Below are 20,498 nucleotides of genomic sequence, written 5' to 3' on the forward strand. Positions count from 1 at the left end.
CGCTCAGGATGGGCTGGTTTTCGTGTGCCTTGGTTGTTTGGATTTCGCGAACACTGAGGTCGGTGGATGTGGGATTGTTGGTGATCCTCATGGGATTTACCTTGAACTCACGAATACAACAACAAAGGTAATCCGACATGAGTGCTGCCTATCGCACTGTCTTTGGTTCACTGGCGAACTATCGCAAGGGTGCCATCGAACTGGTTAAGGGCGATGCCCGCCACTACGCGTTTTCCAACGTCTTCGAGGTCGCTGATAAATCGGCCCCCTACGAGAAAGTCATCGTCGGCCTGAACCTGGGCTACGTGATCGAGGTGCTCCGGGCAGAAGGTCGCTCACCTTGGTTCACCTGCGCACACGATGAGTTCGCGATCTGCATGGATGGCGATGTGCGCATCGACTTCCTCAAGCTCGATCAGCCGTTCGAAGGTTCTGACGGCACGCAACTGGCAGGTGATGAGCCCAAAGGTCGCCCTATGGGTTATGTCATCCTGCGCCGTGGCCACCAGGCCTTGCTGCCAGCTGGATGCGCCTACCGTTTTGAAAGTCCACGCCCTGGCGTGATCCTCCAGCAGACCATTCAAGGCCCTCTCTCCGTCGAGAAGTGGGCAGAAATCTGCCTGAAGTAATTCGACTTTTAACGACTGAGGAGACTGCAACATGGCCATGCTTGAAACTGTCGAACACACGCTTCCACTGCTCGAAGACGTTGATGCCAGCGCACCCGATGCCATCACCGGTTATCGAACCTTCCGCCTAGGTGCCTTCACCATCTCCCGCGATGAGTATTTTGCTCGTGTCGAGTGGCCGGCCAAGGGCCAGACCCGTTCGCACCTGATTCCAGCAGATGCCTTCCTGCGCGCGCTGATGCGTGATGTCGCCTGGGGCTTTTTCTACGGCTGGGTCAACTTCGATTCTGTAATCGGTACACACAACCATTACGGCAAGGTCGACCTTTACGCCGGCACCTTCAACGGCGTGCTGCGTGATGCCGGTGTTGACTACATCGAGCAATTCGAAACGCCGAAAATTATGGCGACCTTCAAGGCGATCCTGCGCGATTGGACAAACGAAGGCTTCGATCCATTTGCCGCGCCGGAGGAGACCGGTAGCGCGTTCGGGCGCAAGCATGGCGACAACATTGAGGCCATCGAGCGCTTCCGCATTGCCACGAAGCGTATGCCGGGTCTGCCTGGTGATTCACCGCTGCGCAACGACCTGCCGGTCAACCGCCAGTTTGAAGATGTCGTTCAGGACGAGCCAGAGGTTCACGTCGCCGCAGGCTTTGAAGGCGAACTGCATGCCATCAACCTGTTCAAGTACCTGTCGCGTTCCGACGTCACCTGGAACCCATCGGTCAGCTCAGTCTGCAAGGCCAGTTTGTTCTGTCCGACCACCGAGGAATACATCCTTCCGGTTTTCCACGGTAATGACCGCGTCGAGTGGTTCCTGCAGATGTCGGACGAAATTATCTGGGATGTCGGTGACAAGGACGACGGTACCCCGCGCGCTCGACTGACCATGCGGGCCGGCGACATCGCCGCCATGCCTGCCGACATCCGTCACCAGGGGTATTCCACCAAGCGCTCGATGTTGCTGGTGTGGGAGAACGCGACCCCAAACCTGCCGCAGCGTTACGAGAGCGGCGAACTCAAGCCGTATCCCGTCGACTTCTGATTTTCCGTTCCACCGAACTTTTTGAACCACGTCGCAGACCATGCGGCGTAGGGAGAGTCATAGCCATGCAAAACCAACTTTTTATCGACGGACGTTTTGTTCCTGCCCTTAGAGGCGGTGAAATCGATGTCATGAGTCCTGCCGACGGCTCGCTGCTCACTCGGATTGCTGCTGCGGAAGCAGAAGATGTCGACCTAGCTGTTGCTGCCGCGCAGCGTGCGTTTCCGGCGTGGGCCGCGCTTTCCGGTGCAGAGCGTGGACGTCTGCTGCTCAAACTGGCAGACGCCATTGAGGCAAATGCCGAGGAACTGGCTCAGTTGGAGTCGCGTGACACCGGCCATCCTATCCGTGACTCGCGTAACCTGGACGTGCCGCGCACCGCTGCATGCTTCCGTTACTTCGGTGGCATTGCAGACAAAATCGAAGGCTCAGTGATTCCTGTCGAAGCCGGGTTCCTGAACTACGTCCAACGCAAACCCATCGGGGTCGTTGGCCAGATCGTGCCCTGGAACTTCCCCCTCATGTTCACCAGCTGGAAGATGGGCCCAGCCCTTGCAGCCGGCAATACCGTTGTGATCAAGCCTTCCGAGATCACGCCGCTGTCCACGCTGCGCATTGCCGAGCTCATGAAAGAAGTGGGCTTCCCTGACGGCGTTGTCAACGTGGTGCCTGGTTATGGTCATACAGCTGGCCAACGGCTGGCCGAACACCCTGGGGTGGGCAAGATCGCCTTTACGGGGTCGACGGCCACAGGTAAGCGGATCGTCGAGGCCTCCCAGGGAAACCTCAAGCGCGTCCAACTCGAACTGGGCGGTAAGGGCGCGAACATCGTCTTTGAAGATGCCAATATCGACGCGGCGGTGAACGGGGCAGCCTGGGCCATTTTCCACAACCAGGGTCAAGCCTGTATTGCGGGTTCCCGCCTGGTGCTGCATGAAAGCATCGCCGATGAGTTCCTGGCAAAATTCATCAAGCTGGCCGAGTCGATCCGCTTGGGCGATCCGCTGGATCCGAACACCGAGATGGGCCCGCTGACGTCGGCTTTGCACCGGGATCGCGTCCTTTCCTATGTGGCAGTTGCCCAGGAGGAAGGTGGAAAGATCCTTACGGGAGGCCGAGCACCCGCCGCGCATGGTCTGGTCGACGGTTACTACGTCGAGCCGACTGTGGTTGAGGCCTTGCCGCACCACCGTGTTTCGCAGGAAGAGGTGTTCGGGCCATTCGTGACAGTGATGCGGTTCTCGACCGACGAAGAAGCGCTGGCCATTGCCAACGGGACTGCCTACGGCCTGGGTAGCGGCCTGTGGACGCAGAACCTGCAGCGCGCACACCAGATGGCTTCGAAGATCCGCGCCGGCATGTGCTGGATCAATTGCTACAAACGTGTGAGCCCGGGCAGTCCGTTCGGCGGCGTGGGGCAATCCGGCTATGGCCGCGAAATGGGCTTTGAGGCTATCCATGACTACACCGAGGCGCATTCGGTCTGGGTCAATGTGGATGCCAACATCCCACCGCACTTCAAACGCTGAGGTCGCCATGAAGTCTTTCACGTATCAAGGTAACCCCAGTCGCGTCGTGTTTGGCACAGGCGCGCTGGAAAAATTGGCCGAAGAAATCGAGCGCCTGGGTGCCGAGCGTGCGCTCATTCTGACCACGCCAGAGCAGCGGGCCATGGGCGAGGAAATTGCTCAGCTTATTGGTCAGCGCAGTGCCGGAGTGTATGCAGAAGCGGTCATGCATGTGCCGCTGGAGGTCGCACAGGCGGCTCGCGTGGAAGCTGCCAAACGTGGTGCGGATTGCTGTGTGGCGGTTGGTGGCGGCTCCACGATCGGCCTGGGCAAAGCAATTGCTTTGGATTCCGGTCTGCCCATTGTCGCGGTGCCCACCACTTACGCTGGCTCGGAAATGACGCCTATCTGGGGCCTTACGGAGAACCGCCTGAAGAAAACCGGGCGAGACAGCCGCGTACTGCCCAAGACAGTGATTTACGATCCACGGCTTACCCATACCTTGCCGCCCGAAATCTCCGCTTGTTCAGGCATGAATGCGATGGCTCACGCGGTAGAGGCATTGTATGCCCAGGATGCGAATCCCGTGATCAGTTTGATGGCGGAAGAGTCCATCCGGGCCCTGGCCAATGCCTTGCCAGCGGTAGTGGCTGATCCTCACGACGCATTGGCACGCGAAGAAGCGCTTTATGGAGCCTGGTTGGCGGGCATTTGCCTGGGTTCGGTCGGGATGGCGATCCACCACAAGCTTTGCCATACCTTGGGCGGCACTTTCAATCTGCCACACGCCCAAGCCCACGCGATCATGTTGCCGCACTCGGCTCACTACAACCGTAGTGCAGCAGCCACCCAGCTCAAGCGCGCTGCCCGCGCACTGGGCGGTGTTGAAGCAGAAGAGGTTGGGCTTTTGCTCTACGAGCTGAACCGCAAGCTGGGTATTCCACTGGCTCTGGAGGCCATCGGCTTCCCGGTAGAGGGGCCGGCTGAAACCGCGCGGATTGCCTGTGAAAGTCCTTACTACAACCCTCGGCCATTTGAGCGTTCGCCGATTGAGCAGATGCTTGAGCGAGCAAGGTTGGGGATGGCACCCGCCTGATGTGTTCAACCTTTGGCCCAGGCTTCCGTGCGGGGAGCCTGGGCCCTTTTTCAGGGAGCCAATAGCAATGAAACAGACCCCTGCAGAAGCGACGATCACCGAGAAGGCGATTGCCAGCTTCAGTGCTACACCGGATTCTAGGCTCCGCGAGCTTGTTCAAAACCTTGCTCGTCACGTTCACGCCTTCGCCCAGGAGGTTGAGCTGACTGAGCAGGAGTGGCTGGAAGGCATCCGCTTCCTGACCTCCACTGGCCAGATGTGCGATGGCTTGGTGCGTCAGGAATTTATTTTGCTGTCAGATGTGCTTGGACTGTCGATGCTGGTCGATGCCATTAACCACCGTGCTCAGCACACTGTTACTGAAAGCACCGTGTTTGGGCCGTTCTACATCGAGGGCATGCCCGACCGGGAGTATGGCGAAAACATGGCCTTCACACCGGGTGTTCCTGCACTGGTGACAGGCAAGATCACTGACGCTGACGGTTATCCATTGGCCAATGCGACTCTGGATATCTGGCAGACCGCTACCAATGGTATGTACTCCGGCCAGGACACTGAGCAGCCGGTTGGAAACCTGCGTGGGCGATACCACACCGATGAGCAGGGTCGGTACGCCATACGTACAGTGGTACCGGTGAGCTACCCGATTCCCACTGACGGCCCGGTAGGGCAGCTGTTGTCTGCCACTGGCAGGCATCCGTGGCGACCTGCCCACCTGCACTTCATGATTGAAGCACCAGGGTATCGAACCTTGGTGACACACCTTTTCAACCACGACGACCCTTACCTGGATTCCGACGCCGTGTTCGGTGTGAAGGATTCGTTGCGGGTGGTCTATCAGCCCCGCGAGGCCAATGATCCGCTGGCCAAGGTGTTCGGCTTCAAACAGGCGTTCCAGCACGCTGCCTATGACTTTGTGCTCCCTCAGGTGTCAACGTGAGCCAGTACTTCGCCGTGTTCGCCACTGACAAACCTGAACAAGGGCAAGTGCGAGAGCGCATACGCGCGGCTCATCGACAGTACCTGCGTAACCCATCGCCGCATTTCGTTGTGGTCAGGCTCGGCGGGCCGACCTTGGAATGTGCGGGCGGGAAAATGAATGGCACGCTGCTGGTGGTCGAGGCCAACTCGGTCGAGGATGTTCAAGCGTTCCTGGCCGATGACCCCTACATGCAAGCCGGTATCTTTGAGCAGGTCGTGGTGCGGCCTTGGAGCTGGGGCCTGGGCAACCCGGAGTTATCGTGATGACAGACGAAAAGGTGGCTCTCTGCCGGTTGGATGACATCCCCGAGGGCGGGGCCAAGGCGCTGGAGGTAGTGATCAAGGGTAAAGCGCAGCCTCTGGTGGCCGTGAAGCGAGGTGAGCAGGCCTGGCTCTACCGCAACTGCTGCCCTCATTTCTCTGTGCCCCTCGACTACCAGCCAGGCGAGTTCTGTACCTACCAAAGCCAGCTCATCATGTGCGCGCACCACTCGGCGATGTTCCGATTTGAGGATGGCCTGTGTGTGGACGGCCCCTGCGCCGGAGCGCGCCTCGAAAGCGTGCCCTTCAAGGTTGAAGGCGGGGCGATTATCTTGCTTGAGGGCGACGCTGTGATCGTGAAGGTCGGGTAGAATAGCGCCCTAGCAGTAGGGGGTGGCCATGCGTGGCTGCGCCCTCTGGATACTGGAGCGCGTCATGCCTATACACCGTACAATCGCCACTGTTGCCACTCGCCAATTCCTGAAAAACCTTACCCAGGACGCTCGGCTTCCGAAAGACATTCAGCAGACTGCCCGGCAGCTGCTGCAGCACTTTCCCACTGGGCAGGATGTGCTGACCCTCGCCAAGCGTGAAAGCTACTTGCAGGAAACAGTGGGCATCAGCCAGACCCTATTCGCATTGGGCGAGGGGGAGTCAGCTGAGCAGCTGCAGGCCTTGATCGCGGCGGATGTAGCAGAGGCATAAGCTCGTCGTCCTCTCCAATGCTTACCCGGCAAAGCCTGCCAAGCCGCTTCTTAAACCACCGGACGGTTCAAGTCACATGGTGCACGATCATGAATACAGTTTGCTCGGGGGAATCAACCGAGCTGTAATTGGCCGCTATATCACGCTGCTTGCAAGCGGTGTATCTGCCACGTTGGTGTTCGTAGTTCTGACTCTTGTGGATCTGGCCAAGCGGTTCAATCTGAACGTCAATGTTCCGCCCACTCTAATGTCCCTTATAGGCGCAGGCGTCGTGTTTACCATCCTGTACGCGGCGTTTAGTCGGGCGGTGTGGAAATGGCCCTGGGCAGTCAAGTTTCTCAAGGTACCCGACCTGTCGGGCGAATGGGAATGTACGGGCACGACGCTGGATGATCTGGGGAATGTCCGGTTCACCTGGCAAGCGGTTGTTCACATTACTCAAACCTGGGACAAGATCCGCGTGCGCCTCAAAACGGCTCAGTCGTCCTCTCACAGCATTACCGCAGCCTTGGCGTTCGACGAGGCAGACGGCTACACACTGCTTTACAACTACAAAAATGACCCGAGGCCCGGTGAGCCCGTACTCAGGGGCCACCAAGGCAGCGCAAACCTATTGTTCTCAAAATCACTGGATACCGCCTCTGGAGACTACTTCAACGGTTATGGGCGGCCAACGTACGGGCGGATGGAGCTGAGAAAGAAGCATGAGCAACGCAGTTAACGATAGGATCAGCCGGCTGCGCTCCCGGCGTTCGGGGATGGATCGGGCCTCTGTGGTCACCCAGGATGCCAAGGATTTCATCGTCAACCAAAGCCGAAACCAAGAGGCATGGGAAAATCGAGCACGCAACAAGCCGCACACCACCTTCGCACTGGGTGCGATGCAAGAAGTCGACCCCACCTACACGAGGATCAGCCTGGAAACCGCTGAGCGCGTTCGCAACCAATTGGAAAAGCGGTTAGGCGGGGGTGTGGAATTCGAACTGCAGGGTTCTGTGCCGCTAAACGTGCATATCCGAGGCGTGAGTGACGTCGATCTGCTTATTCTGGACGGCGGTTTTCTTGTTTATGACACCAACGGCGTGAGTGCGGGAACCGGGTATTACTCGGCGACTCCGGGAAAGACATCGGTGGGGGTGCTGAGTGCTTTGCGCTGGGAAACAGAGCGGGCCCTGCGCGCTGCGTTTCCCTCGGCCACCTTGGACGCCAAGGGGGCGAAGGCTGTGAAAATCTACGGTGCCTCTCTCGCTCGGCCCGTCGATGTCGTGCCGGCGCACTGGTACGACACTGCTGCCTATCAGTCGTCACGGCAGAAGCACGATCGCGCGGTTACGATTCTGGACGCTCACAAGATGTCCACGATCAACAACTGGCCGTTCTTGCATATCAAGAAAGTCACGGATCGCTGCGACTCCACACTCGGTGGGCTCAGAAAATCCATCCGGCTGTGCAAGAACATCAAGGCTGAACTGGAGGCAGAGGGGCGGTCAGTCAACCTCTCCAGCTTCGACCTCGCCTCGATCATGTACCACGCCAACATGGGGCACTTGACTGCTGGCTATGTGTACGAACTGGCGATCCTTGCAGAGACACAGCGCTACCTGGATTACCTCTGGATCTACAAGGACGAGGCCAGGCGGCTGCGCGTGCCTGACGGCTCACGAGCAATCTTCGATGCAGAGAGCAAGTTCGATGGTCTGTTAGCAATATCGTGCGCCATGGATGAGCTGATGCGCGAGGTAGCCAAGGAGCAGAGCTACGCGTTGAGCTTCCAGCCCAAGCCGGGCCTGCAGGAAAGCCGCAACGCAGTGATGCAGTTGTACATCTAGTGCTAGGGGAGGCCGGCTCTAAGGCCTCCTTTCCCACGTCTCGCTAGTGATTGAGCACTTTCATGGCTGACTTGGAAAATGCAGCCTGCAGATTGCTCATCGCCGTTTCCAGTTCAGAACCGTCCTGCGTCTCGAACCGATCAATGACTTCCAGCGAGCTTTTCAGGTTGGAGTTTCCGTTGACCAGGATCTCTTTCGCGGCGATGTTCTTCAGCAAATCTTTGCAAAGCTTCTTGCCTTGGGGCGTGATGCCACGGTAGAGCGTAATACTGTGGTCGTTAGTCTGTACGCGGATGAAACGGACATGATCATTGAATCTGTGGAAACGTGGGTGAAACATTTCGGTGAACGATGAGGGGGCAGGGTATAACTCCATATTTTTTTTATCTTCATTGCACCAGACTTCGTCTTTCTTTAAGCCGTTGCAATCGACGCAAGCGACTGCAAGATTCCAGAAGTGGAATGAGTACTGCTGGAATGAGCGACGCGGCAAAATATGTTCGATGGGTTTTGCATTCGCATTGTTCAATAGCCATCGCTGACAGTAACAGCAGAAGTTACCGTGTTCAGATGCTATGAATGCACGAAACGCCGATTTTATATCTCCGCCTTTCGGAAGATATTTTCTCTGGGGAGTGGGTTTGAGGTCGGATAACTTCCTCCATAGGTCGTCAATGGGTGGTTGTTCTCCGTTTTGCATGCTTTTAAATATTTTTAGTGCGTCTCTTTCGAAGCGCGCCAGTATCTGGAGTGTCCATCTGCGATGTTTAATGGCTTTGTGGCATTTTGACTTATATAGATCCAGATGGTGCACCATTTCGGCTTGGTCAATGATGTAGTAGGTGGTCATGTTCCTAGATCTCAATTATGCGGTTACTGCATCGTCCTGCAATAGCAGGGTTATGGCTGTCTGTGCTTTCTTGATTAGATCGAGGTCATCTTTCATCCCGCTTGAAGGAGATTTTCCACCAGTTTTCAGTATCAGGCGCTCCAGTTCTTCAAGTTCTGTCAAGGCCTTGCTTTCCAGGGGTAGATGAGGCGTGTTTTTTTCTTTAATGGTTTGCGCTACTAGTTTTGCACATTTCTCATGCACGCCACGGTTGTTAGGTGTATATGTTTTAAAGCCTTCTAGTATGATGGACTCAACAGAGTATCGTTCGTCATCATTGAGAAGGCGCAGCTTGCCATCGTGTAACTGGAAGCAATGCATGTTCTCATCGTTGGCATTGGTGATGAGCGTGGGGGAGTGTGTGGCCACAACAAAAGAAACACCAAATTGTTTCGAGAGAATATGTAATACGTGTGGAAGGCTTTGCTGCCACTGGAGATGGAGGCTAATTTCTGGTTCGTCAATAAGAAATACGCGATCAGCTTCTGTGCTGCTGATTATGTTGAATAGCAGGTGGTTAATATTTTGTTCGCCGGAGCTAAGTGAGCTAAACGAGCGAACTACCGCTTTCTCGCCTTTTCTAACAACGCCGAGTTCATAATCATCAAGATTTGTTGGGATGTTGTTTTCGCTTGATGTTAAGCTGAGTGCTTTAAAGTTTTCGGAGGCAGTTGAATCATCATCAACGACCTTTTTTTTCATGAGATAAAATCGAGGGGCATACCCTAGGTGTGAAAGGCACTTCACCATGGCGTCAAGTTTTTCCTGCCTCCTAAAAATTTCAGCAGTTTGCAGGTGAGCACTTTTATCGAGATGCAGTAGAGAAATGTTGTTAGGGCTTGTGCGTACGCCCTTATAGATGAATCTATTGGCTTGGCGGTGTTTTTCACTGAAATTAAAACGATCTTGAATGGTTGTTGATATCCCTACGACGGTGGTGCCGCTCTCTGTTAGTTGGGTGGCAAGCTCGCGCAGTAGCATGCTCTTACCCGCTCCATTGTTCCCTATGATGAATACGCAATTGGCTGCGCTTTTTGTGTTGATCAGCCCTGTAAGATTGTCGAGGTTTGCAGTTTTAAATATTGCACCTGATTCGCGGCTGTGTTGGATTAGTAGGCTTCTGGCTGATCGCAGCTTTATAGGTTGTGAAGTGTCTTTAGGAACAGAGATGCAAGTGTGCTTAAGATTTGTATAGCCGCTGGAAAAGTGTGTATTCAAAAATTGTTGAATCGGTTTGCTTTCTAGTTTTAGTGATTTTTTTAATGAGTTTTGGTGTAGGTGGAATATCTTAGCGGCCAAAATTACTCGGTCTGTCTTGGTTAATGTTGGTAGGGATCTATTTTTTGATGAAACATCAATGTATACGGTGGTGTCGCGCTTTTTTAGTCCAAGACTCAGTACTAGAGCGCTGCGGTCTACAGTGGTAGAAGGGTGCCGTGAGGAGCTGAAGTTGATAACGGCATCCAGCTGTATGTGTTTCCATTTGAGAAGGATTTTCTGGATTCTTGGTATTTGTTTTGAGATGGGTGTTATGATAATTAGTTGGCACGGGTGTGAGATGCTGTTAAATAATTTCTCTACCGTGGCTGCAGGCTCTGAGGATTGCAAATCATCGGGGTTGGTGTGAGGGTGGTCGATAAAGAAAGTAGCTCTGTCAAAGACAGGGTCGGAGAATTCATCATTTGAAACATTACTTGGGGCTAGATTGCTGAGTCTGAGTTTTAGTTTCAATAATGATTGTTCAGCTTTGCCAATGGCTGGCCCAATTATCATAGTGTTAAGTCTTGTGCCCGGAGAGTGTTTAATAGATAATTCGGCAGTGCTAGGGACAACGTCAACCAAAGGGCCTGATGTACCATTGTCGTAAATCGCGCTAGCCAGAGTTGCGGTGATTCGAGGGTGCGTCCGATGAATTCCATAGCGACGAGTAAGCACTAAGTCAAAGAGATAGTTTGCTACTAGTACCATGTCGTTGATTAGTGTTGATTTCTTTAGGCTATGAATTGTTTCGGATATTTGAGCTTTAAGATCATTATTGACCTTCCATCGCTCGGGGGTTTTTAATATAGTGGATTGTGCAACTTCCTGTATTAAAGGTTCAAGTGCATGAGATCCTTGTTTTAAATCGCCCAAGATGCTGACCAGATGTAGGGTTAGTATTAATGGGAAGTCTATTTTTTGGATGCTGGGATAATCTTGTTGAAGTTCGATTAGCGACTCGGCATGTAATCTGGTTGTAAGCTCTTTTTCATTGTATTCCATAGATAATCCCTACGCTTCGCTGCGTGATGGCAATATGGAATTGTCGCTTTAGCGTGAAGTGATTTCAATCCTGTTGAGCTGCGCTCTATTCCTGTTGAGGCGGGTTGCAGCGGCTCATGGATCGTCGAGCCGCTCTTGCTCGAAGCCTCAGCGATCACATTGCGTAATCTGATCTAGGTCGCCCATGTCAACTGTTAGAAGGGTGGATTTGCTTTTCGCAATGAAGTTAGCGCGGTTCCTGGGGCTGTGAAGCGCTGACGTACACCACCTGTTTGTCCCGGCCAATCAGTAGGCCGGACAGCACGAAAATGACGCCTAGGAAGAAGCCGATGAAGCCGAGTGCGCCCGTGACCAGGGTGCCACCCACGGCTGCACCTGCTGTCTCCGCTGCGGAGCTGGCGTTCTGGTTGGCCAGGAAGCTGCCGGTGAAGATGACACCTGCCAGCGGCATCATGAATGACACGATTCCGGAGAGGAGCAGTAGCCGGCGCCAAGCTTTTGCGGCCCGAGGCGCGGCAAGGGCGGTAATGATCGCGGCAATCCAAGTGATGAAGAACACGGTTGGCCCAGCGGAATTCGACGGAGTCGTCGTGCTGGCTGAGGCAATCGAAACGAGGAACATGGTCAAGATGGCCAACATCAGTCCGCCAATTAAGCCAGCGAGGAATTTCATGAGATGACATCCCTGGGTAAGTTGAGCTGGCAATATGGCATGACCGTACTCAGGGCTACAACAGCGTTGCGAGACGTCCTTGAAAGCCACCTCGCAACCGCTGCGTCACGCGTGTCAGTGGATGATCAAAACTCGGCGCATGGGCAATAACTGCCATCCCACCTTTTCCTGCACCGTGCCCCAAATGCCTTTGGGAGCCCAAAGCATCATCCCCACCGCAACCGCGCCGAGCAGGATCATGTAGAGCGTGCCGTATTCGGCGAGCGCCCCCCTAAGGGCAAAGTAGAGCAGGGTGCCGATGATAGGCCCCTCTAATGTCCCGATGCCGCCGATGATGACGATGAAGATGACCACCGCCGTCCAGTCCTGCAGGCTGAAGGCCGCATCCGGCGAGATCCGAAGCTTCTGCAAGAACAGCAAGGCTCCTATGAGTGCCGTGAATGCGGCCGTGGCGACGTAGATCATCAGCTTGATGCGATAGGTGTTCACGCCCAGGCTGCCCGCCGCCGTCACCGAGTCTCGCACTGCAGTGAGGGCAAGGCCCTGTCGAGATCGCAAGAAGAGGAAGCTTCCGAGCACTGCGACAACCAGCAGTGACACTCCAGCGTAGTAGATGATCGCCTCGCGGTACGGCCCGAGTTGCTTCACCACGGCCACTGGCAGGCTCTGTCCGGAACCTCCGCCCAAGGCTGCTGACTGTGCGATGCCCAGTCGGAACGCTTCAGCGACAACCCAGGTGCCGATTGCGAAGTAGGCCCCCGCCAACCGGAATACGATCAAGGCCGTGGGAATCGCCAGGATCCCGACCACAATGCCGGCCATGATCACGGCGGCCATCGGGTGTAGGCCGAACTTTGTGGCCAGGATGAACAGCAGATATCCGCCGAGCCCGACGAACGCCTGCTGACCTACAGAAACCAGGCCCGCGTACCCGGCCAGCAGGTTCCACATCTGAGCCAGCGCAAGGTAGCAGGTGAACTCCACGATCAGGCGCAAGGTGGCTCGCTCAGCCCAGGCTGGAGCGCTGAGCAAGACGGCTAGGGCAATCGTCATCAGGAGCAAGCCGACCATGCTGCTGCGCGTCGAGCGCTGCACCTCAAAGGAGAGAGAGGACTGAATAGCGGCCACCTCCACCGGTTTGCCTATGTTGTTTGTCATGCTGTTCATCAGTCGACACTCCGGGGGAATAGGCCGCGAGGCCTCACGATCAAAATGGCTAGGAAGACCAGGTGACCGGCGAGGATCTGCCAGCCAGGATCAATCTTGGCGCCGACAGCCTGGGCAACTCCCAGAATGATGCCGCCCGCGAGGGTGCCCCAGAGGCTACCCAGTCCGCCGATGATCACTGCCTCGAATCCGTACAGCAGCCGTGCCGGCCCGACCGTGGGATCGAAGCTGGTACGAATCGACAGGAAAACGGCGGCAATGGACACGACGGCCATGGCCAAGGCCATCGCGATCCCGAAGATTCGAGCGTTATTGATGCCCATGAGCTGAGCGGTGTGTTGGTCATCTGACGTGGCCCGGAATGCCCGACCGATCGATGACTTGTAGAAAAGCAGCTGCAACCCGCCGATGATGACGACTGCGGTGCAGAACACTATGAGCGGCATCACTCCGACGCTCAGGCTGCCCATGCTAACGCTGGCCACTTCCAGTTCACCCTGTGACAGCTTCTGGCTGTCGGCGGAAAAGAGCTGCATGAGCCCGTTTTGGAGAATGATGGAGAGCCCGAAGGTCACCAGCAGGGGCGGCAGGATGTCGGTGCCCAGGGTGCGATTCAGCAGGACGTGCTGCAGCACATACCCGAGGATGGACATGATCGGAACGACTATGGCAAGGCTGGCCAAGGGCGACAGGCCGAAGTGCGACACGACCACCAAGGCCAGGTACGACGCGAGCACGATGAAATCGCCGTGGGCGATGTTGACCAGGCGCATGACGCCGAAGATGAGCGAGAGCCCAACGGCGAACATAGCGTAGAGGCCACCCAGCAGGACACCCTGCAGTACGGTATTAATCCAGTCCATGCTACACCCCGAAATACGCTGCTCTGATCTGATCCATACCGACTTCGCCAGACATCCCGGTCAGTGAAACTCGCCCTTCCTGGAAGCAGTAAAATCGATCACTGACCGCCAGTGCCTGGTTGATGTCCTGCTCGACGAGCATGACGGTGGTGCCGTCTGACTTGATGGAGGGCAGGGCGGCGTAGATGTCCCTGATGGTGGTGGGCGCGAGCCCCAGGCTGATCTCGTCGCACAACAGCAGCTGAGGGTTGGACATGAGAGCCCGTCCTATGGCGACCATCTGTTGCTGGCCACCCGACAACGCAGTACCTGGGCGTTTGCGAAGTTTCTCCAATACCGGGAAGAGTGCGTAGATCCGCTCAAGCGACCAGTTCCCCGGGCGCTTGCGATAAGCACCGATGCGCAGGTTTTCCTCGACTGAGAGAGACGGGAATAGTCGGCGACCTTCCGGTACCAGGGCAATGCCTGAGGAGAGGATCTGGTTGGCGGGTTTATCGCCCACCGCTGCACCGTTAAACACGATCGCATCCGGTGCATTCCTGATCAGGCCGGCGAGCGAGCGCAAGAAGGTCGATTTCCCACCACCGTTCGAGCCGATGATGGCCACGGTTTCGCCTTGTTGGAGCTCCAGGCTGATATCGAACAGGGCCTGGAAGTCGCCGTACCGTGCAGACAGATTTTTGGTGGTTAGCATCACGCAGCGCTCCCCATGCCCATGTAGATCTCCTGGACGTGCTTGTCCGCCATGACCTGGTGCGGATCGCCCTCAGCAATCTTGCGACCGAAGTTCAACACCATCAGGCGACTGACGACGGCGAGCAGCGCGTGCACAATGTGTTCGATCCAGATGATCGACGTGCCACCTTTGTGGATGCCTTGGATGGTCTCCACCAATGCATGGCATTCGGGTTCGGTCAGGCCGCCCGCGATCTCGTCCAGCAAGAGAAGTTTGGGGCGTGTCGAAAGCGCTCGTGCCATTTCGAGCCGTTTGCGATCCAAGAGTGTCAACGAACCTGCCGGCTGATTAGCCTTCTTGAGCAGACCGGTGAGTTCAAGGACGTGAACGCACCACTCCTGCGCTGCACGCCCAGACAGCTGGCCTCCAAATGAAGCGCCTACCAGCAGATTCTCGAAGACTGACATTTTCACGAACGGATGTGGGATCTGATGGGATCGCCCGATCCCGCGATAGCACCGTCGAAACACCGGCTCCCGGGTGACCTCGTGCCCATCAAACTGAATCGAGCCCACATCGCACATAACGCCTCCCGCGATGAGGTTGAACAGAGTGCTCTTGCCTGCTCCGTTGGGCCCAATAATGCCGAGCGCCTCGCCCTGCCCTAAGCAGAGGTCGACGCCTTCGGTGACCTTGAATGAGCCATAGCTCTTATGCACATTTTCCAGTGCGAGTAGCTGCTTCATCACAACCTCCTCACCGGTAAACAATCGGCTGCATTTCGCCGCCAACGGGAATGACGGCAGCACTGGCGTTGCTGATGATGACCAGATCGAACTTGCCGCTGTCCTGCATGCGCCACTGACCGCCCACCAGGGGCGTCTTCGCCACGTTCTTGATCGGGCTGTCGCTCCAGTTCACCGGCCCCACCACGGTATTCAGGCGTGTCTTGCGTAATGCATCCCGCACCGCTTCAGGATTTCCGACTTCCTCGGTTCGCTTCAGGATGTCGACAGCCAGTTCGAACAGCGCATGAACGAAGCCCAGTGGCTGCGCCCATTGTTTGCCGGTGGCTTGGGTGAACTCGCGGGCTAGTTGGCTCGATGAGGCACCTGTGAGGGAGGAACTGAACGGATGATTAGGGCTCCACCAGACCTCGGTCGAGAGGTTGTGGCCTGATTTGCCGAGTGTCTCGACTGCACTCGGGAACAACAGCGCTTTACCGACCGAGACGATCTTGGGCTCGAAGTTCTGCTGGCGCGCCTGCGTCCAGAAGGTCGTGAGGTCGGGCGGGATGACCACCCCTGTGACGATCTCGGTGTTGGCCTTCTTGAATGCCGAAAGCTGTGCCGAGAAGTCGTCGGTGAGGCTCTGGAAGCGACCTGGGTCGACCAGGCTGAAACCCTTCTCTTTCAAGGTCGGAGGGAAGCCCAGTTTCGCGTCTCCCCAAGCGTTGCCATCGCCATCATTGGGGAACAGGCCCGCCACCGATTTGTTGGTGTCCAAGGCTGCCCACATGCCGGTATAGGCTGCGATGACGTCTTCCAGGCCCCAGAAGAAGTGGTACGTCCATTCGAAACCTTGGGCCGGATCACCGCCACGGGTGAAGAACCAAGGCTGCCAGGGCGCGACTGTAGAGATGCAGGGGACTTCGTTGATTTCACACTGATCGGACACAGGGTTGGTCGTCTCGGGTGTGGAAGACACCAGCATCAGGTCGACCTTGTCCGAGAGGATTAGCTCGCTGGCAACCTCCGCTGCCCGATTCGGGTTCGATTGGCTGTCTTTGACCACGACCTCGAACTTGTACGTCTTGCCGCCAATGCCGATGGTGTTGTTCATCACACGCTGTAGCGATTGGAGTATGTATTGGTCAGCTGCAGCGAAGGGCGCGAGCGGCCCCGTTTGCGGGCTGACGTAGCCAATTTTGATGGTGCGCTCAGCCGCCAGTAACGGCCCGAAGGGCATGCTGGTAAGTGCAGCGGTACCTGCCACGATGCCAGTGGCGCGCAGGAAGTTGCGCCGTGTTACCGGTAATCCACCGACGAGGTTTTTATTGTTGTCGTCTCGCATGGTCAGCTCCGACGTTGGGATGAAGGCCAGTTCCGCCGCCCACCTGAACCAGGTCGGGTGGTGGACAGTGTTTAGAAGAAGACGGTGGCGTCGAACGACAGCACCAGTTGTGCATCCCGACTGCCGTCGCCGAAAGCGTCTCGCCCAGGGCCGGAGTGGATGTCGTAACGCGCTTCGGGACGCAGGCGCAGGTTCGGCGTCGGCAGCCAGGAGAGGTTGGTGGTGACCGCGTAGAAGCTGCCCCAGCTGGGGTCAGGGATACCGGTGCGCGAGTCAATATTGGCCATCACCACATGCACCGGCGCATCGGTGTAGAACCACTCTGCGCGGTTGTTCCAGCTCAGGTTCTCGCTCAGCTGATGATGGAAATTGAAGTTGGCGCCGTACCAGGTCGCGTCGGTTTTGTTGGCAAATCCGGCGAGCGCGCCGTTCTTCTGCTTGCCGTAGGAGGTCTCAACAGCAATACGGTTCGCCGGATCAAGCTGGTGCGATACGGTCAGGTAGGTCTCGTAGCGCTGGGCGGTGTCGTCCTCATTGCCAGCGGGCATGGGCGAGCCACAGGAGCAGTTGGCGAAGCTGTCGCCCGCGCCGTTGCCGTAGATGTTCTCCCAGTCCACCCAGGTGCCGAAGTCGGCAGACCGCCAGCGGACGTTGGCGATGACATGCGGGTCGTGGTTCTCGCTCTGCAGGTTGTTCCATCCTTGAACGACGCCCACTTCGAAACCGAGCATGCTGTCGCCCGGTGCCGATGGCAGCTTGAAGGAGTACAGGGCACCGGCATGCTTGGCTGGCCCATGCATGAAGGAATAGGTGTGACTGTAGAAGTCTGTGGGCGCTGGGGAGGGCAGCGGGAAGCCAATCTCATTCTCCAGCGGGGTATGAAAGATGCCAAGCATCAAGTCCGAGCCACCGAGCACAGGGAAGTAGAACTCCAGGTAGGCCTGAGCGATGGTGAACGCCTCGTCCTCGGGCTTGTTGTTCCGGTTGACCCCGAGGTCTTCATCCCAGCTGTAGGTCTTGAAGTAACGGGCGTCTTTGCCATAGACCGTCGTGACGTTGAAACCCCAGTCGGCTTCCTGCGGCATTGGGCCGGGGAAGGGGCCGATGCGCCCTTGGACGTTGCTGACGGGGGAGCGCTGGATGCCTAAGGCCAATTGGTTGAGGTTGAAGCCTTCATCCGTGTTGAAAAATGCCTGCTTGCTGACGTCGTCGGTGGAGTTGTTGTTGTAGATCAGGCCTGCTTGAGCCCAACCGTACACCTTGACCCCATAGTCCTCCTTCAACTGTTTCCCCAGCGCGGTATTGCCGACCAGGCTGCCCAAGGGATCTTCTGCTGCGAGCGCACCCGCAGAGCAAAGGACTCCGATTGTCAAAATGGGGGCGAGACGAAGCGCTGCATTCTTAAACGCACGTGTGTACATACCTGCTTCCTTTTATTTTTATTCGGGCGAGGCTGCTGAGTGTTGGCGCTCACCGAGTCAATTGACGGGAGGCTTGGAGGTGAGGCTACGCGCGACTAGATCCGCGAACAATTGTGCTTTGAGCGACCTGAGTGTTTGCGTTTTTCGACTAATCCGGGTCGCATTGAGGCCTTTGCCTGACATGGTTAGTGGGCGTTGCCATTTCTGGGGGAAGGTGCGTCGAGGCGCCCAGTAAGGACTTATTTGCTTAAGCACTCAATCTATTGATAATCCTGCCGACACCTTTGTCGAGTTCACAAGGCATCCAAGAGATGCCACCGTCGAGTAATGTGTGACGTCGACGTCAACTAAAAAGCTCATTCAGCGCAAGGAAGAATGAATTGATCCGTAAGATTTTGCTGGCCGCTTTTACGTTGGTAGCTACACAGCAAGCCGTGGCAAAAGGTGAAGAAGAAATGGCATCTTTTGTCAGTTTTCTCACGGAGCCTGCGGCTTGGCGTTCACTTGGTACCCTCGACCCAGGTGTTGAGCAGGGTGTCCCGCACGACGTCTATCGCAACAGCGCCGTGATCGCAGCCATCATAGCTAAGCAGGGTGTGAGTGTGCCGTATACACGCCTGGCGACCGATCCCCAGCAAGCTCGTGAGATGTTCAAAACCTATCTAACCAGTGTGATAGGTGATGAAAACTTTAAGGCTGATGAGAAGTCCTGCGGAATTGGTGTCGCACATTTGTACAGCGGTATTTTGGCCCAGTACCTGCGTAGCCGTGGGCCGAAATGGGTTAATCCAGGACTAACTGACCAGGCTGCTACAGAGGCGGCGTCTACTGCAGCAGGGCTAGTACTTCCTGCCAGGCAGGCACTAGCTACATTGTGTGACACGTGGCGTTACAGGGAGGTTGCTCGGGCTTATGATGCGTTCTTGAAGCGGATTGACGGAGAAATGCCATATCTCCTCAATCAAGGTCTGCCTATTAACAAGGTGAGGGACGATAAAATTCTCGCTGAGAAAGCGGCCTCCGATCAGCTTTTGGTTGCAGGTGAGCGGTCGTTGGAGCGTCGAAATAACATGCTCACTGAGCTGTCTTCGATCGGGCAAAAAGTTGCCGATCCCTATGCGGCTTGCATGGATTACAAGAGCGATCCAACGGCGCTTCTGAAAAATCAGTGTATGTCGAATGCCCTGAATTCTGAACAAATTCGCCATACTACCAGTTTCAAAGCGTCGCTGGCCGGTGTGTCAAAATCGCGTACTCAAAAAATTGTGAGTAAGCATGAAAGCTTTAAGAGCCAGTATTACGATATCTGCAACAAGGCCCAAGCTGTCGGCAAGTCAACGGATGAGTCTGATCAGCAAAGTTCGGAAATATTTTATCGGTGCGCATTCGTACAGCTCAGAAAGAATGAGGCCGAGCGCGCGCGAACGCCCATTAAGACTGATGTTCAATTGGGGACTGACCTGTACACTCAGTCACAGACCCTGCAGGCGGCAAATGTGCTAACGGATGAGTCGAGAACCATGTATCTCAGCCTCCTTCAGCAATCTAGCGAGCTGGGAAACATGGACGCCAAGTTGGCATTGGCAACCGCCAATGCAGCGGATCTAAGCGATATTAAATCGCTGGATATGGCTGAAAGATTGCTGAATCAGGTTGAGCAAGCCAGAGGTGCCTCAACTGTAACTGCTGAACTGCGGAACAAGATTTCCGGCCCGCTCCAGGAGTACCGGTTTGCCCATAGCCCCGCTCAGCTTCGAAAAACCCAACATGCTTCGATAGGCTCCGGCAGTGATGATGCTGAGAGAGCGGCATTGGCCATGGATGATATGTCGCGCGCTGGGGGCATGTGTGACAACCTGGTTGTTCAAGCTTACGGTTACGCCGCTAACAAGAATATGGACGAGAATATTCGTGTCGTTATCATTACCGACAAGCTAATAGGCGCGGCTGCTAAAATGGGTTGCATACGCTGATCTTTGATCAAGCGTCGTCTCGGGAAGGGGTGGTAAGGCCCCTTCTCGCTGTAAGCGAACGGGGGTTAATATTTCCTAAGGTAGCGGTGTGCCTAATGTCCATTGCAAACCTGAAGCGTGCTTACTAGGGCGAGGTCTCGATCACATCTGGCTAACCGTTTTTCGGCTCAACCTTAGCTTCTGCGAGGTTGGGGCGCGGTAAAAAAATCGCGTGCCAATCATAATTCTAACTGCTTGCATTTCTTCGTGGCTTCGTCGTTCTCCATGCTTGCGCGCGTGCGCCTATCGTCTACGCTGGCATTTTGCCTGTAGACGATTTCTTAACCGTAAGGAGACGATTATGTCTGGTCGCTTTGAAGATAGTCCTGAGTACGAAGATTGGATCGAGTCAGGTGGTCGTGACGAGGATTACTCCCACTATTACAACAAGTGGGAGCGCCGGAT

20 protein-coding genes are annotated in these 20,498 nt (G+C 55.8%); 11 read left to right on the forward strand and 9 right to left on the reverse strand.

Annotation, left to right across the window (positions count from 1 at the left end):
* Positions 1–137: 137 nt before the first annotated feature.
* The 10 genes from AC5O5I_RS09480 (at position 138) to AC5O5I_RS09525 (ending at position 8,057) form a co-directional block, all read left to right on the forward strand.
* Positions 138–629, forward strand: coding sequence for a cupin domain-containing protein (locus AC5O5I_RS09480; RefSeq protein WP_494512451.1), 492 nt, complete (start codon positions 138–140; stop codon positions 627–629).
* A 31-nt stretch (positions 630–660) separates the two neighbouring features.
* Positions 661–1,677 (forward strand): hydroxyquinol 1,2-dioxygenase, encoded by a 1,017-nt coding sequence (locus AC5O5I_RS09485; protein WP_494512452.1) that lies wholly within the window; start codon positions 661–663, stop codon positions 1,675–1,677.
* A 65-nt stretch (positions 1,678–1,742) separates the two neighbouring features.
* Positions 1,743–3,206 carry an aldehyde dehydrogenase family protein gene (locus AC5O5I_RS09490; protein WP_494512453.1) on the forward strand — a complete coding sequence of 488 codons (1,464 nt, stop codon included), beginning with the start codon at positions 1,743–1,745 and terminating at the stop codon, positions 3,204–3,206.
* A gap of 7 nt (positions 3,207–3,213) precedes the next feature.
* Positions 3,214–4,281, forward strand: coding sequence for a maleylacetate reductase (locus AC5O5I_RS09495; protein WP_494512454.1), 1,068 nt, complete (start codon positions 3,214–3,216; stop codon positions 4,279–4,281).
* 67 nt (positions 4,282–4,348) lie between these two features.
* The gene (locus tag AC5O5I_RS09500) at positions 4,349–5,221 is read left to right on the forward strand and encodes an intradiol ring-cleavage dioxygenase (RefSeq protein ID WP_494512455.1); all 873 of its coding nucleotides are present in this window, start codon (positions 4,349–4,351) and stop codon (positions 5,219–5,221) included.
* Positions 5,218–5,526: a YciI family protein gene (locus AC5O5I_RS09505; protein ID WP_315693860.1), complete on the forward strand. Its 309-nt coding sequence runs from the start codon at positions 5,218–5,220 to the stop codon at positions 5,524–5,526. Before AC5O5I_RS09500 ends, AC5O5I_RS09505 begins: the two co-directional genes overlap by 4 nt.
* Positions 5,526–5,894 carry a Rieske (2Fe-2S) protein gene (locus AC5O5I_RS09510; RefSeq protein WP_494512456.1) on the forward strand — a complete coding sequence of 123 codons (369 nt, stop codon included), beginning with the start codon at positions 5,526–5,528 and terminating at the stop codon, positions 5,892–5,894. Before AC5O5I_RS09505 ends, AC5O5I_RS09510 begins: the two co-directional genes overlap by 1 nt.
* A 64-nt stretch (positions 5,895–5,958) precedes the next feature.
* Positions 5,959–6,228, forward strand: coding sequence for a BPSL0761 family protein (locus AC5O5I_RS09515; RefSeq protein ID WP_494512457.1), 270 nt, complete (start codon positions 5,959–5,961; stop codon positions 6,226–6,228).
* Positions 6,229–6,304: 76 nt separating this feature from the next.
* Positions 6,305–6,949 (forward strand): Cap15 family cyclic dinucleotide receptor domain-containing protein, encoded by a 645-nt coding sequence (locus AC5O5I_RS09520; RefSeq protein WP_494512458.1) that lies wholly within the window; start codon positions 6,305–6,307, stop codon positions 6,947–6,949.
* Positions 6,933–8,057 carry a nucleotidyltransferase family protein gene (locus tag AC5O5I_RS09525; protein WP_494512459.1) on the forward strand — a complete coding sequence of 375 codons (1,125 nt, stop codon included), beginning with the start codon at positions 6,933–6,935 and terminating at the stop codon, positions 8,055–8,057. The genes AC5O5I_RS09520 and AC5O5I_RS09525 overlap by 17 nt, the downstream gene beginning before the upstream one ends.
* 43 nt (positions 8,058–8,100) lie before the next feature.
* On the opposite strand, the gene AC5O5I_RS09530 is transcribed toward AC5O5I_RS09525, so the two are convergent.
* From AC5O5I_RS09530 to AC5O5I_RS09570, 9 genes are all read right to left on the reverse strand, one after another.
* Positions 8,101–8,907 carry an HNH endonuclease gene (locus AC5O5I_RS09530; protein ID WP_494512460.1) on the reverse strand — a complete coding sequence of 269 codons (807 nt, stop codon included), beginning with the start codon at positions 8,905–8,907 and terminating at the stop codon, positions 8,101–8,103.
* A 15-nt stretch (positions 8,908–8,922) separates the two neighbouring features.
* Positions 8,923–11,208 carry an AAA family ATPase gene (locus tag AC5O5I_RS09535; RefSeq protein WP_494512461.1) on the reverse strand — a complete coding sequence of 762 codons (2,286 nt, stop codon included), beginning with the start codon at positions 11,206–11,208 and terminating at the stop codon, positions 8,923–8,925.
* A gap of 226 nt (positions 11,209–11,434) precedes the next feature.
* Positions 11,435–11,881, reverse strand: coding sequence for a hypothetical protein (locus AC5O5I_RS09540; RefSeq protein WP_494512462.1), 447 nt, complete (start codon positions 11,879–11,881; stop codon positions 11,435–11,437).
* A 114-nt stretch (positions 11,882–11,995) separates the two neighbouring features.
* The gene (locus AC5O5I_RS09545; protein ID WP_494512463.1) at positions 11,996–13,048 is read right to left on the reverse strand and encodes a branched-chain amino acid ABC transporter permease; all 1,053 of its coding nucleotides are present in this window, start codon (positions 13,046–13,048) and stop codon (positions 11,996–11,998) included.
* The gene (locus AC5O5I_RS09550; RefSeq protein ID WP_494512464.1) at positions 13,048–13,911 is read right to left on the reverse strand and encodes a branched-chain amino acid ABC transporter permease; all 864 of its coding nucleotides are present in this window, start codon (positions 13,909–13,911) and stop codon (positions 13,048–13,050) included. The genes AC5O5I_RS09545 and AC5O5I_RS09550 overlap by 1 nt, the downstream gene beginning before the upstream one ends.
* Position 13,912: 1 nt before the next feature.
* The gene (locus AC5O5I_RS09555; protein WP_494512465.1) at positions 13,913–14,605 is read right to left on the reverse strand and encodes an ABC transporter ATP-binding protein; all 693 of its coding nucleotides are present in this window, start codon (positions 14,603–14,605) and stop codon (positions 13,913–13,915) included.
* A complete protein-coding gene (locus tag AC5O5I_RS09560) occupies positions 14,605–15,333 on the reverse strand; it encodes an ABC transporter ATP-binding protein (protein WP_494512466.1) in 729 nt (242 codons plus the stop codon). The genes AC5O5I_RS09555 and AC5O5I_RS09560 overlap by 1 nt, the downstream gene beginning before the upstream one ends.
* 10 nt (positions 15,334–15,343) lie before the next feature.
* The gene (locus AC5O5I_RS09565; protein WP_494512467.1) at positions 15,344–16,660 is read right to left on the reverse strand and encodes an ABC transporter substrate-binding protein; all 1,317 of its coding nucleotides are present in this window, start codon (positions 16,658–16,660) and stop codon (positions 15,344–15,346) included.
* 71 nt (positions 16,661–16,731) lie between these two features.
* Positions 16,732–18,081, reverse strand: a complete 1,350-nt coding sequence (locus AC5O5I_RS09570; protein WP_494512468.1) for an outer membrane beta-barrel protein — start codon at positions 18,079–18,081, stop codon at positions 16,732–16,734.
* Positions 18,082–18,461: 380 nt separating this feature from the next.
* On the opposite strand from AC5O5I_RS09570, the gene AC5O5I_RS09575 reads away from it, so the two are divergent.
* Positions 18,462–20,054 carry a hypothetical protein gene (locus AC5O5I_RS09575; protein ID WP_494512469.1) on the forward strand — a complete coding sequence of 531 codons (1,593 nt, stop codon included), beginning with the start codon at positions 18,462–18,464 and terminating at the stop codon, positions 20,052–20,054.
* The last annotated feature ends 444 nt before the right edge of the window (positions 20,055–20,498 follow it).

Source organism: Pseudomonas sp. 9_2_1 (assembly GCF_059295275.1).

Excerpts from the sequence above, each read along its gene's own strand:
- AC5O5I_RS09480 (WP_494512451.1), top strand. The coding sequence starts at position 138 with ATGAGTGCTGCCTATCGCACTGTCTTTGGTTCACTGGCGAACTATCGC.
- AC5O5I_RS09485 (WP_494512452.1), top strand. The coding sequence starts at position 661 with ATGGCCATGCTTGAAACTGTCGAACACACGCTTCCACTGCTCGAAGAC.
- AC5O5I_RS09490 (WP_494512453.1), top strand. The coding sequence starts at position 1,743 with ATGCAAAACCAACTTTTTATCGACGGACGTTTTGTTCCTGCCCTTAGA.
- AC5O5I_RS09495 (WP_494512454.1), top strand. The coding sequence starts at position 3,214 with ATGAAGTCTTTCACGTATCAAGGTAACCCCAGTCGCGTCGTGTTTGGC.
- AC5O5I_RS09500 (WP_494512455.1), top strand. The coding sequence starts at position 4,349 with ATGAAACAGACCCCTGCAGAAGCGACGATCACCGAGAAGGCGATTGCC.
- AC5O5I_RS09510 (WP_494512456.1), top strand. The coding sequence starts at position 5,526 with ATGACAGACGAAAAGGTGGCTCTCTGCCGGTTGGATGACATCCCCGAG.
- AC5O5I_RS09515 (WP_494512457.1), top strand. The coding sequence starts at position 5,959 with ATGCCTATACACCGTACAATCGCCACTGTTGCCACTCGCCAATTCCTG.
- AC5O5I_RS09520 (WP_494512458.1), top strand. The coding sequence starts at position 6,305 with ATGGTGCACGATCATGAATACAGTTTGCTCGGGGGAATCAACCGAGCT.
- AC5O5I_RS09525 (WP_494512459.1), top strand. The coding sequence starts at position 6,933 with ATGAGCAACGCAGTTAACGATAGGATCAGCCGGCTGCGCTCCCGGCGT.
- AC5O5I_RS09530 (WP_494512460.1), bottom strand. The coding sequence starts at position 8,907 with ATGACCACCTACTACATCATTGACCAAGCCGAAATGGTGCACCATCTG.
- AC5O5I_RS09535 (WP_494512461.1), bottom strand. The coding sequence starts at position 11,208 with ATGGAATACAATGAAAAAGAGCTTACAACCAGATTACATGCCGAGTCG.
- AC5O5I_RS09540 (WP_494512462.1), bottom strand. The coding sequence starts at position 11,881 with ATGAAATTCCTCGCTGGCTTAATTGGCGGACTGATGTTGGCCATCTTG.
- AC5O5I_RS09545 (WP_494512463.1), bottom strand. The coding sequence starts at position 13,048 with ATGAACAGCATGACAAACAACATAGGCAAACCGGTGGAGGTGGCCGCT.
- AC5O5I_RS09550 (WP_494512464.1), bottom strand. The coding sequence starts at position 13,911 with ATGGACTGGATTAATACCGTACTGCAGGGTGTCCTGCTGGGTGGCCTC.
- AC5O5I_RS09555 (WP_494512465.1), bottom strand. The coding sequence starts at position 14,605 with ATGCTAACCACCAAAAATCTGTCTGCACGGTACGGCGACTTCCAGGCC.
- AC5O5I_RS09560 (WP_494512466.1), bottom strand. The coding sequence starts at position 15,333 with ATGAAGCAGCTACTCGCACTGGAAAATGTGCATAAGAGCTATGGCTCA.
- AC5O5I_RS09565 (WP_494512467.1), bottom strand. The coding sequence starts at position 16,660 with ATGCGAGACGACAACAATAAAAACCTCGTCGGTGGATTACCGGTAACA.
- AC5O5I_RS09570 (WP_494512468.1), bottom strand. The coding sequence starts at position 18,081 with ATGTACACACGTGCGTTTAAGAATGCAGCGCTTCGTCTCGCCCCCATT.